The following is a 12,234-nucleotide window of genomic DNA, read 5'->3' as shown; positions in this document are numbered from 1 at the left end:
CCCACCGCCACCTGACCGGACCGCCCCATCCCTACAACCAGGAACAACAGTGGAAAAGCTGGCCAGACCAGCGGCTACCCCATGCCCGAAACACGCGCGTTCACGCCCCCCCCGGGCGCGCGAACGAGCCAGAACCCCACTCCACGGATCCAGGCTAAGGCCAAGGCTGTCCGGCTGGTCGTCGAGCACCGCGACGACTATGCCAGCGAGTGGGCGGCGCTGAAGGCGGTCTCGGCGCGGTTGGGGATGACCGCGGAGACCTTGCGAAAGTGGGTGCGTCAGGCCGCGATCGATTCCGGTGAGGCCGAGGGGACCACGACCGAGGCGTCCCGGATCATCCGGGAGCAGAAGCGCAAGATCGCCGAGCTCGAGCAGACAATCGAGATACTCTCTGCGGCAACAAGTTTCTTTGCGCGGGCGAGCGACCCGCGACAGAAGTAGTCTGCGTGTTCATTGCCGAGCACCGGGCTCGGTTCGGGGTCGCTCCGATCTGCCGTGCGCTAACCGCGCAAGGCGTCAAGATCGCCCCGAGAACCTTCTATGCCTGGCTGTCGCGGCCACCGTCGAAGCGGCAGCTGTGGGACACCGCGATCACCGAGATCTTGGCCGGCTACTACGAACCCGACGAGCGTGGGCGCTGTAAACCTGAATCGCTCTACGGTGCGGAGAAGATGTGGGGGCATCTGCAACGGGAGGGTATCCCGGTGGCCAGATGCACCGTGGAGCGGCTGATGCGCGCCAACGGGTGGAAAGGTGTGATGCGGCGCAAGGCGATTCGCACCACCGAGGCCGATCCGGCGGGGTCGCGGGCGTCGGATCTGGTCGACCGGAACTTCCGGGTTCCGGCTCCGAATCTGCTGGTGGTCGCTGATTTCACCTACGTGCGGTTGGCGGGCGGCGGTTTCGTCTACACGGCGTTCGTTGTCGATGCCTACGCCGGTCGGATCGTGGGCTGGGAATGTTCGACCAGCAAACAGACCGCGTTCGTGGAATCGGCGATCCGGCAGGCCGCGGCGTTGCGGGCGCGTCAGGGACGGCCGTGGACCGGGTCCACGATCCATCATTCGGACGCCGGGTCGCAGTACACATCAGTGAAATTTGGTGAGACACTTATGCTTTCGGGACTTCGTCCGTCTATAGGGTCGGTCGGGGACGCTTTCGACAATGCTCTGGCCGAGACCACGATCGGACTCTACAAGACCGAGGCTGTGCGTGAGGATTCGCCGTTCCGGCGGGGTCCTTTGAACCGGCTGGCTGATGTCGAGTTACTCACCCATGACTGGGTCAGCTGGTTCAACGGATCGCGGCTGATGCACCGGCTCGGCCGACGGCCACCGGTCGAGTACGAAGCCGACTACTATGCCAACTGCTCCGAGCAACGGGTTGGAGACAGATAACCGGGTGTGCACGGAATCCGGGGCGATTCACTGTCGTGTTAGGTCACCCCGTTGTCCGTTTGGATCGTCTCCACTGCGAACGGCAGCTGCGAGAGCACGTAGTCGAGGAACTGGATCGCGGTCTTCTGGTTGTTGTGCGGGTAGATCCGCATGATCCGCAGCCGTGTGCAGTCGTCGATCGCAGTGAACTGGTAGAACTTCCCGCGCCGACCAACCGGCTTGGCCGCCGGGCTGTTGGCAGCGGTGTTGCTGGGCAGGGGGTCGACGAATTTGACGTCGATCTGAACCTGGTGGCCCGGCCTCTGTTTCTCGTAGCGTTTCCAGCGGCCGATCATGCCGTTTGTAGCGTTGCGAGGCCGGCAATCGGCCCATGTCGAGGCGTTTGAGGATGCGCCACACGCCGGATTTGCTGATCTCGATGTCGTGGTAGCGCTGCAGGTACATGCGGATCTTGTCCGGTCCGAAGTGGTAGTGCTGCCGCAGGTGGATCCTCTTCTCGATGACCTCGGCGCGGGTCGCGGTCGGACTGGTCCGTGGCCGTCGGGATCGGTCCCGTAGACCGTCGACGCCTTCGGTCTCGTAGCGGCGCAGCCACGTGTAGTACGTGGGACGGCTGATGCCGAAGTACCGGCAGGTCATCGCAACGTTGCCGGTTGACCTCCTCGACATAACGAAGGACCGCCAGGCGCCGACGCACCTCGCGGTCCAACACAGGCTCACTCACCCGAATCTCCCTACGGATCAGAGGATCCGAGTGTCAACCATCTCCGTCAGTTTTATAGTTGACAGTTCCCATCGGCACAGTCGAACTGGAGGTCCGGGTGCCAGCCAGTGGTGAGATCACCTTGGCCAGCGGGCGGCTCCAACATTGGCCGCATGGTATGCGTCTGGGCCAACCCGCCCAGCCGGGACCGCGATCGAGATCGACCGCGTCGTCGACAAAGCGGGAGTGTCTGTATCGGCGGACATCACCACGTCGTGGGTTCGCCTGGACAGGCCGCACCGTCACCCTGCGCAGGACGAGCACGCATGCACGCCATCGCCCGACAACGCCCTGATGGGAACCTGGCAGGCGCGATCAGCCGCGCGATCAGCTCGGCAGCCTCTGCGGCGAATCCGAGTGTGAACGGGTCGTCCTTGTCTGCGGCACTCACTGTGAGCGCGGAGGTTGACGCGGGCTGCGGCGTCACGGTCACCACCCACCACCCAGCTACCACCGGCACCGTTGCCAGCCGAATCCCTCCGAGCCCAGCGACGTGTTCACGAATCCGGACGCATCCGTCCTCGCCGGCCAACGCATCAAGCTCGGGTCCGCCCATCGCGGCAAACTCGTGACCGTCGTCATCGAGGACACCCACCTGCGCATCATGCACGGTGAAGAAGAAATCGCGGTCCGGCCCCGCAGGAGCGCGAAAAACCGATCGCCGCCTCTACGCCACCGGCAAAGGAACACCCCCAACCGGCGGTCAAGCATCAGCTGATGACATTCGGTCAAGCAACTCCTGAGCCTCCACAGCGACAAGAACCGCCAACGGTCCAAGATCAGCACACCCGCGACACGATCGATCACCAAGCGCCCACATGCATTCGGGCCTTGCCGATCGCACACATAGTCGTCACCCTCCGCCAGCATGCCGCACTTCGATTGCCGATGTAGGGGTTTCCCTAATTGCGCATGCTGGTTGTGGTGAGGAAACGTAGACCCTGGTAATGACGTCATCGCCTATATAGCCCGCCCCCTACAACGGCGTCGGCAAGGAGGTTGGCGACAGGGGCGGGACACCCGCACCTAGCCGACACCGAGAACTGGGAGATCAGAACCGACCAGCACATCTGAATCGTCACCCGATCGGATCCCGATCACCTCCAATCGTCACGAGTGAGCCTGCATCGGGCGGCTTGCCACCTCGGACCCCCTCATCGCCCGTGGTTTCCTGCAGTGCGGTCTTCGGACTAGACAACCATCCGCACAATCCCGCCGGTTGCACGGCTCTGCTCGTGATTCGCCCCCGAGTCGGCGCCGACGGTGCCGACTCGGGGGCGGCCCGCTACCTTCCTTGCCTGGTCCGCCGGGCTTGTCGACGCTGCTCAACGTTGATGCGCCGTTGGGGTATCCCGTGTGGAGCCCGACCAGCGACAGCGCTGGACAGAGGCCGGATCTGCAGCGGGCGGTCCGCTGACCCTGTGGCCCTCGGGCCGGGGGACCCATACTGCGCGGCGTGTGCCATCTCGTATCCGTCCGCGCGCCACCTACCCAGTAGGAAGCGCTATCGACATACTCGCGCCACCCACGTCCGTGCCACAGGGGGGCATGCCGAGCTTATCGACGGCCACCGACCTCCGTCGAGCAGCTCGATGCCATATAAGGCATCCTCCCCGACGTCCGCGCCTCCATCCCGTAGGGTGCTCCCATCCGGTGGGGTTGCTCAGAGAAAGAACGCCCACATGCGTGGCTTAGAAGACCGCCTCGGTGAACTGATCCAACAGTTGCAGCGGCTCGATTCTGCCGCCGACACTGCGACGGTCGACGAGATCCTCTGGCGCCTCGAGCGTCTGGAAGACGACGTGCTGACCAGCATCACCGATCACACCCACCGCTTGGAACTATTCCAACTCATCCGCCGGGCACACGCGCTCATCGCGGATGCGCGAGACCGCGCCGAATGAAGCCAGTGAGCCAAACCGCTGGCACTCCCCCCTCAGCACGCTTCTGGTGGGGAACCGTCCTGGACTGTGGGAGGCTGCCGATCGAACAATGGCGACCGTCAGTCGTGGTGCACCCCGGAAGTTCGGTGTGCAGACTCGTGTAAGGCACGTCGACCCGCGGCGTCGCGACAGCGACGGCCGTATACGACAACGTTGATGTAGGCTTGGCTTTCCCCGTCGCATGCTAAGAGATCAGTTCAGAATGAGTTTGCGGAGGCAGATGACCGAGCAGGCGAGGCTGAGGAACGCTTGATGGATGTCGGCGCGGCGTTCGTAGCGGATTCGCAGGCGTTTGAAGGCGTGCAGCCACGCGAAACTCCGTTCGACAGGCCAGCGCACGACGCCGAGCCCGGAGCCGTGTTCGACGCCGCGGCGGCGGGCAATCATCGGGACGATGCCGCGGGCACGCAGCAAACGTCGGTGCTTGTCGTGGTCGTAGCCGCGGTCGGCGTAGAGCCGCGGCGGTTTGCGCCAGGGGCGGCCGCGACGTCCGCCGATCGCGGGCAGGGCGTCGACCAGCGGGATGAGCTGGGTGACGTCGTTGCGGTTACCGCCGGTCAGGGTGACCGCCAGGGGTGTGCCGTTGGTGTCGGTGATCAGGTGGTGCTGGGAACCGGGCTTGGCCCTGTCGACCGGGCTGGGACCGACATGGTCCCCCCCTTTGAGCGCCCGCAAATGCGAGGCGTCGACCAGGGCGGCCGACAGTTCCAGTTTCCCCGCGGCGCGCAGTTCGGTGAGCAGGTTCTCGTGCAGCCGCTGCCACACCCCCGCTTCCTGCCACTCGGCCAACCATCGCCAGCACGTCGCGCCCGAGGCCCCGAACAACTCCGTGGGCACCCGGTTCCACCCTATGCCGGTACGCGCCACCCACAGGATTCCCTCCAGAGCCGCCCGGTCATCGACCCTGCGCCGCCCCGGGTTGCGAAACCGACGCTGCCGCACCGGAATCAACGACTCCAACCTGGCCCACAACTCAAACGACTCCAACCTGGCCCACAACTCATCAGTCACAACCCCGTCAACCACACCGAGAAGTGTGGGAACCATTGCCCCACAAGCCAAACCGACACGCCGACTCATTCTGAACTGATCTCTAAGCCTGAATCCGTGGATGGGGTGCTAGTCACAGTCGGCGTGTGAGATAAAGAAAATGCCTTCCGACCTGGGATGATCGTGGTTGTCGAGGCCAGGATCATGCAGGAATCGAGAGGCATTTTCAGTGAGATCATCGCACACGTTCGGTGTGGAGTCTGCTGTGTTCGACGAGGATAATCTCGTGTCGGCAGCGGGGCTGGTGCCGGTCATGGAATTGGCCGAGCAGACAGGGCTTTCGGAGTTGATCGACGATCATGTGGACATTGACTCGGCACGGGTAGCTTCGGGGGCGGTGAACCCAGCGGGGAAGCTGACGGCGATTGTCGCGGCGATGATGGCCGGGGCTGATCACATCGACCACGCCGATCTGTTGCGCTCTGGCGGCACTGCAACGGTGTTCGATGAGGTGTATGCGCCGTCGACGTTGGGAATTTTCCTGCGCGAGTTCACTTTCGGCCATGTCCAGCAGGTCGCCGCGGTCGCCCGCCGCCACCTGGTTGCGTTGGCGCGGCGCACACCGTTGCTGGACCCGGACGCCGGGCGTGTGTATGTGGATATCGACTCGGTGCTGCGCCCCGTGCACGGGCACGCCAAGCAGGGCGCGTCGTTCGCGCATTCCAAGATCGCGGGGAAGGTCGTGCTGCGCCGGGGCCTGTCGCCGTTGTTGACCACCCTGTCCACCGATACCTCGGCGCCGGTGATCGCCGAGATGCGGCTGCGCTCGGGCCGGGCCGGGTCCGCCCGTGGTGCCGCCTCCCAGGTGGCCTCGGCGATCGGCACCGCCCGTGACATCGGCGCCGGGCAAGATCTTGCTGCGCGGTGATTCGGCGTTCGGCAGTAAGAAGATCATGCGCACCGCGCTCGCGCACGACGCGGAGTTCTCTCTCACCATCACCCGCAACAAAGCCGTCGACCGGGCCATCGCAGCCATTCCCGACCACGCCTGGATCGGCGTGAAATACCCGGGCGCGGTACGCGATCCCGACACCGGGGAATGGATCTCCGACGCCGAGGTCGCCGAAACCACCCACACCATCGGCACCGGCCGCCGGGCGATCAGCGTCAGGTTGATCGTGCGCCGCGTCCGTGACGCCAACTACCGCGACGGGTTGTTCCCCATCTGGCGGTATCACCCGTTCGCCACCAACTCCGACCTGCCCACCGCCACGGCCGCCCTGGTCCACCGCCGCCACGCCGTCATCGAAACCGTCATCTCCGACCTCATCGACGGCCCCCTGGCGCATCTGCCATCAGGGTATTTCCCGGCCAATACCGTATGGGCGATCTGCGCCCAGATCACCCACAACCTGCTGCGCGCCGCCGGCGCTCTCACCGGATCACCACGGCACGCCGTCGCCCGCGGCGCCACCCTTCACCGCGACCTGGTCTGCGTTCCCGCCCGCTTCGCCCGACCCGCCCGCCGACCGGTCCTGCACCTACCCGCCCACTGGCCCTGGAAACACCCATGGAAAACCCTGTGGCACACCATCTTCGACACCACCGCACCCGCCGCGACCTGACCGGAACTCCCCAACCCCACGACCAGGAACCACAGTGAAAAGCTGGGCAGACCAGCAGCTACCCCACGCCCGAACACACTCGTTCACGCGCCGCAGGCGCGTGAACGAACCAGAAAACCCCAGTCCACCGATTCAGGCTAAGCACGCGCCGAATCACCCGGAATCACGGCAGTTGAGCGCCGCGGGAGACGTCTCCACTGCCCGCGGACCCGCCTCGCTGCGCTCCGCAAGCCCAGCAGTCGGCGCAGCACCGCTGCGGTGAACAGCGCCCGCTGGTCCACCGGACCTCCACTCTGCGGCTTCGGGCCGAACTCCGGCAACAGCGGCTCCGCTGGCATGTGGTGGTCATGGACCGAGAAGACGTTGGTGTGGAAGCGGTTTCATCCCCGCGGAGACCTTGTCGTCGGCCGTGGTCCGATGCACCAAGCATTGCCGCGCGCCGAGGCTGCGAACTCCTCCGCGACACCTTGCTCCGCGCGGTAGTGCAACACAAGACCCTTGTCGGTGAACTAACAGCAAGGTGCCGCTCGGACATATGCATCACAACCGCTCGCGTGACCGCTCCGAGGATTCGCCCAGCGCGACGAGTAGCGACCACCTCGTGCCTGCCGTCGCACCGGATGCGTGGTGAGTATCGCGGCTTCGGGCGACATCGTGGCCCTCGAGGTCCCGCAGGTGTGCTTCTGCGTGTGATGACCGAAGGCGGTATCCGCCCGTCCGCGCGCACAAACCCCCGACGCTCGGGGCGGGGCGAAGTACTCGAATAATGCGTGCCACAATCCGAGCCCTCCCACTCCAGAAAATGGATCGTTATGGGGAAACGCTACGTCGCAGGTAAGCATGCGACATCCGCTAATCCTGTGGCACAACGTAGCATTTCCCCCATAACGATCCGGTCGTCAAATGTCTTTTCCTCCCGGAGTCGTTCGACGCCTTCGCTTCGAAGGAAAGGGCATTGCACGCCGACGGGGACGGACACGGCGAGGTGCCCGGTTCGAGGTCGACAGCGCGGCCCGGTTCATTGCCCGGCATCTCGGCCAGGCCGGAACGTCACCGGCCTGACGTGACGGGTATCGGCGTCCGGCTTCGTGCCGGTCGCTGGCGTCGTCTTCCGGATCGGCGTGACGGCTCCGGTTGTCAGCCACAGAACCGACCCGCAACGATAGGATCGTAGGTATTTCCCCCATACCGCCAGGGGTGTAGACCGTGGAAACGTGCCCCTGTGGCAACGCGATGCAACCGAGGCTGTCGTTGTATGGCTGCGGGTTCATGGCGTGTTTTACCGGCATCTGTGGCAGGGTGGATAGTCGCAGGTCGACGGGCGAACGCAGCGTTGCGGAGCTGCGGTGCCGGCATCTAGTGCAGGACACACTGAGGAGCGATCAATGACGTGCTGCTTCACCTCTGCATCGCTCGGGAGGCTTGAGAATTCTTATGGGTGTGGGCGCTGATCCGGGCTCGAAACTGGTCGGCAGGTCGCTCGAGCTGCTGAGGGTGGAGGAGCTGTTGGCTTCTGCCCGGGCGGGCTCAGCGGGCGCTGTGGCAGTGCTGGGTGAACCGGGCATCGGCAAGACCCGCTTCCTCGGCGAATTGTGCCAACGAGCTGTCACAGCAGGTTTCGATGTTTTGACAGGACGCGGATCGGAGTTCGAGCAGGAGGTTCCGTTCGGTCTCGTGGTCGAAGCGCTCGATAAGCGATTCCGGATGCTGGAGACCGAACTTGTCGTGGGGCTGGGACAGGACCGGCTGGCCGAACTGGCGGCGGTACTACCGTCGTTGGCAGGAAGCAGTCGGCGGCAGCTCGCGAGCAGACTGGAAGTGGAACGGTTCGAGTTCCATCGCGTGGTTCGGGCCGCATTCGAGCGACTCGTCCGCCGCCGCCCTCTGCTCCTGGCGCTAGACGACGTGCAATGGGCAGATCCGGCATCAGCCGAGCTGCTGAGCTACGTACTGAGGCACCTGGTGCCAGGAATGGTGCTCGCACTGGCATACCGTCGACGGCAGGTGCCGCGGATCCTGGTCGAGTCGATCGAGCAAGCGACACGCGAGAGCTTCCTGTACAAGCTCGAGTTGGCGCCGCTGACGCTGCCCGAGGCCGCTGACCTGTTAGGGCAGCGACCGGAATCGCCTATCGTTCGGACCTTGCACGCTGAGAGTGGTGGAAATCCTTTCTATCTCGAGCAGCTGGCACGGACGGTTGGAGAGGGTAGAGCGGCTCCCGCACCCGGAGCGGCGGGCAGAAATGAGCACGACATCCCTGGCGCGCTCAGTGCGACGATCGCCCAAGAGCTGGCTGTCCTGCCGATCGATTCGCTCAGGATGCTTCAGGCTGCGGCAGTGGCTGGTGACCCATTTGAAGTGGATCTGGCAGGTGTGATCGGGGATATCGACGAGGCCGGTGCGCTCAACTGCGTCGACGAGCTTGTCACGGGGGATCTCGTTCGGCCGACCGATGTGCCGGGACGGTTTCGATTCCGGCATCCGATCGTGCGTCGTGTGGTCTACGACGGCACGATGCCGGGCTGGCGATTGGTCGCTCACAAGCGGGCAGCGCAGGCTCTGACCCAACGCGGCGCGCCGCTCGGAGTACGAGCGCATCACGTCGAGCGCTCGGCGACGGTCGGCGACGAGGATGCCGTCGCAGTCTTGACCGAGGCCGGGCAATCGGTTGTAGCCCGAGCGCCGGCGGCGGCGGCTGGATGGTTCGACGCCGCGCTGCGCCTCATACCCGGAGCCAGCGGGTCCGAACGGCGGCGCTCACTGGCCATCGCACAAGCAAGTGCTCTCGCTTCAGCTGGACTTCTGCAGGATAGCCGCATGGCGTTGGAGCGGGCGTTGGAGATGCTTCCGGCTGGTTCGGTCGGGGATCGGGTACGGATCATCGGGATGATCGCAGCTGCCGAACATGGGATGGGACGGGCCGAAGAGGCGCACCATTGGATTGTCACAGCTCTCGGCCAGGCAGCCGAGGAAAGCGCGGATACGGTGATCTTGCGCCGGGAACTTGGCGAGAACTATCTGATGAGAGGTGAGTGGGAACGCGCCTTCGAGACCGCTGCGCATGCTCGCGCGCAGGCGGAGTCGCTCGGCGATCCTGACTTACTCCTCGCCGCGACCGCATCACTCACCTGGTACACGAGCTTTCGAAGCGACATTGTCCACGGTGACATCGCAATGGCACAAAATCTTCTCGACCTCACCGCGGCTGGTTTGGATGCGCGCGGCGTCGACCTCACTCCCACACTGCTCGAGGCTCTCGCGGATTTGGTCTATGCAGAGAACGCCGCTGACCGTTTTCGCGCGGCCAACGGACACGCTGAACGCGGACTGCACGTCAGCCGCGCAACCGGGAACGGCCACACTTTCGTCCGCTTCACTCTCGGTGAGGGCGCGGCGAAATTGATGCTCGGACAGCTTAATGCGGCCCGGCGCGCCAGCGAGGCCGCCGTCGAAACATCGCTGCTACTGGACAACGATCAGCTGGTTTGTACGGCAGAAGGCCTGCGGTGCTGGATCGAGACCCAGAGAGGTGATCTGTCGGCGGCGGTAGCGGCCGGACAAGCAGCAGTACGAGCGGCCGATCGCAGACCCGACTCACTGTTCGCATGGCTGGCTCACGCATGCTACGGCGAGGCACTGATCGAAGCGGGAGCGATCGAACGAGGCCGCTACGAGATCTTGTCCGCCGGAGGACACGAACTCTCCGGTGTGCCCCCCAGCACACGCCCGTTTTGGCATCAGGCACTGGTCACCGCCGAACTGTCCGCCGGCCGGATCGACGCCGCCGAGGAGCTGGTCCAATACATCGAGGAAGCCACGGCTACCGGCCTACGTTCCCGTGACGCGCATGCACTCTGCGCGCGGGCCCGCGTATACGCCGCACAGGGCAAACTCGAGGCAGCCGCAGAATTCGCCCAACAGGCCGCTGAACGTTTCGACGCCGTGGAGATGCGGGTATGGGCGAGCCGCGCCCGGCTGACGGCAGGTTCTGCCCTCGCGCGCTTCGGCGCGTCCACATCGGCAGAACGTGAACTGAAACTCGCACACGCCATCTTCAGTGATGCCGGAGCCGCACGACTTCGGGACGAGGCAGCGAAAGAGCTTCGAATCCTCGGAAAACGCGTACAGCGAAAGCCCGCGACCGACGATCAAATAGATCCACTGGCCCTGACCGAACGCGAACGCAGCATCGCCAGCCGCGTCATGCAAGGGTACACCAACCGCGAGATCGCCGCGGAATTGTTCATCAGTCCGAAAACTGTCGAAAAACACCTCGCGAGGATTTTTACGAAGCTGGGTATTTCAACCCGTGCCGGCGTTGCCGAAGCGATGAAGCGAACCGACCGTGACCACCTCCCTCGGCCTTACTGACCTCGATCTTTCGTCGGCCGTTTACCCGGGGAAAGATCGAGGCAATGCTTGCCCACCAGCCGTTCTGCGATCGCCCGTCCGCCGGTGCGCACAGCTGTCGGGTCTCCGGTCGGGCGGGACTCCGGCGGCTCCCACGAGGCCTCAGGCCGCAGGAGTTGACTCCCCCATGTTCGTCTGGCCGTGGTGGCAGTATCGGGGATCGACTCTTACTTGCACCAGGGCCTCGCCGACTCGCCATCGGCCAGGGTCGTGGTGATGAGCTCGCCCTCGTACGCGAAACGGACACGGACCGGGCTCTTTTTCTGTAGATCGGAGCCTCGGCGAGCTTAGCCTGAATCCACCGACGTAATCTGCGGGTAGGGGTGTGTTGAAATAAAGAAAGTGCCCTCTGAGCTGGGATGATTGGTGTTCTTCAGGCAACAATCAGAACCAGGACAGGCGGACACTTTCAGTGCGATTGTTCCACACGTTCGCCGGGACTCGGCGATGTTCGATGACGACAACCTCGTGTCGTGCGTGGGGCTGGTGCCGGTGATGGCTCTGGCCGGGCAAACCGGTCTGACCAGCATGTTGACCGATAAGGTCGCTATCGTCTGGCCACGGATCAAGTCCGGATCTGCCAACCTCGCGCCGAAGCTGGCCACGCTGATCGCTGGGATGGCTGCTGGTGCGGACAGCATCGAGGACATCGACCTGCTGCGCAGCGGTGGGATGACCGAATTGTTCGACGGCGTGTATGCGCCCTCGACGGTAGGAACTGCGTTGCGGAAGTTCACCTTCGGCCATGCCAAACAGCTGGAGTCGGTGATGGCCGAGCACCTGTGCGCGCTGGCTGGGCGAACGGACCTGCTTCCCGGTGCTGACACGCGATGCAACGTCGATATCGACTCGCTGCTGCGGCCGGTCTACGGCCATCAGAAGCAGGGCGCGTCCTACGGTCACACCAAGTTTGCCGGTAAACAGGTTCTGCGCAAAGGACTTTCACCGCTGGCGGCCACGTTGTGCATGGACCTGTCCGCTGAGGTTCACCCCGAATGGTGGACAGGGTTTCAAGCAGCCTTGGCTGCGTCTGTCAGGGATTGCTCGTAGCGTATGGGGCTGAGCATCCCGAGGGCGGAGTGCCGCCGATCATGGTTGTATCTGTG

General features: G+C 64.4%; 6 protein-coding genes and 3 pseudogenes. 6 read left to right on the top strand and 3 right to left on the bottom strand.

What is annotated here, in order from left to right; genetic code table 11:
• The first annotated feature begins 147 nt into the window (after positions 1–147).
• A protein-coding gene (locus IU459_RS35645) for an IS3 family transposase (RefSeq protein ID WP_195134006.1) occupies positions 148–1,397 on the top strand; the annotation gives its coding sequence in 2 pieces (ribosomal slippage) (positions 148–412 and positions 412–1,397; 1,251 coding nt in all).
• A 38-nt stretch (positions 1,398–1,435) separates the two neighbouring features.
• Here IU459_RS35645 and IU459_RS40595 read toward each other — a convergent pair.
• Both IU459_RS40595 and IU459_RS40590 read right to left on the bottom strand, forming a co-directional pair.
• Entirely contained in the window at positions 1,436–1,732 is a 297-nt protein-coding gene (locus IU459_RS40595; protein WP_228838971.1) for a DDE-type integrase/transposase/recombinase, read from the bottom strand.
• Between the two features lie 61 nt (positions 1,733–1,793).
• Positions 1,794–2,066, bottom strand: a pseudogene (locus IU459_RS40590) (helix-turn-helix domain-containing protein); the annotation flags it as partial.
• 587 nt (positions 2,067–2,653) lie between these two features.
• Here IU459_RS40590 and IU459_RS35635 point away from each other — a divergent pair.
• Positions 2,654–2,878, top strand: a complete 225-nt coding sequence (locus tag IU459_RS35635; RefSeq protein ID WP_195134005.1) for a hypothetical protein — start codon at positions 2,654–2,656, stop codon at positions 2,876–2,878.
• Positions 2,879–3,842: 964 nt separating this feature from the next.
• Entirely contained in the window at positions 3,843–4,064 is a 222-nt protein-coding gene (locus IU459_RS35630) for a hypothetical protein (RefSeq protein WP_195134004.1), read from the top strand.
• A 231-nt stretch (positions 4,065–4,295) separates the two neighbouring features.
• Here the strand turns inward: IU459_RS35630 and IU459_RS35625 are convergent, their stop codons facing one another.
• Entirely contained in the window at positions 4,296–5,102 is an 807-nt protein-coding gene (locus IU459_RS35625; RefSeq protein ID WP_228838972.1) for an IS5 family transposase, read from the bottom strand.
• Positions 5,103–5,322: 220 nt separating this feature from the next.
• Here IU459_RS35625 and IU459_RS35620 point away from each other — a divergent pair.
• From IU459_RS35620 to IU459_RS35610, 3 genes and pseudogenes are all read left to right on the top strand, one after another.
• Positions 5,323–6,718 (top strand): annotated as a pseudogene (locus IU459_RS35620) (IS1380 family transposase).
• A gap of 1,440 nt (positions 6,719–8,158) precedes the next feature.
• The gene (locus tag IU459_RS35615; RefSeq protein ID WP_195134002.1) at positions 8,159–11,089 is read left to right on the top strand and encodes a helix-turn-helix transcriptional regulator; all 2,931 of its coding nucleotides are present in this window, start codon (positions 8,159–8,161) and stop codon (positions 11,087–11,089) included.
• Between the two features lie 451 nt (positions 11,090–11,540).
• Positions 11,541–12,115, top strand: a pseudogene (locus IU459_RS35610) (IS1380 family transposase); the annotation flags it as partial.
• Positions 12,116–12,234: the final 119 nt, after the last annotated feature.

The organism is Nocardia amamiensis (assembly GCF_015477605.1).
In the GTDB taxonomy this organism is placed as follows: domain Bacteria; phylum Actinomycetota; class Actinomycetes; order Mycobacteriales; family Mycobacteriaceae; genus Nocardia; species Nocardia amamiensis_A.
The sequence above is the reverse complement of the archived record's forward strand: the minus strand, read 5'-3'. Positions and strand labels throughout refer to the sequence as shown.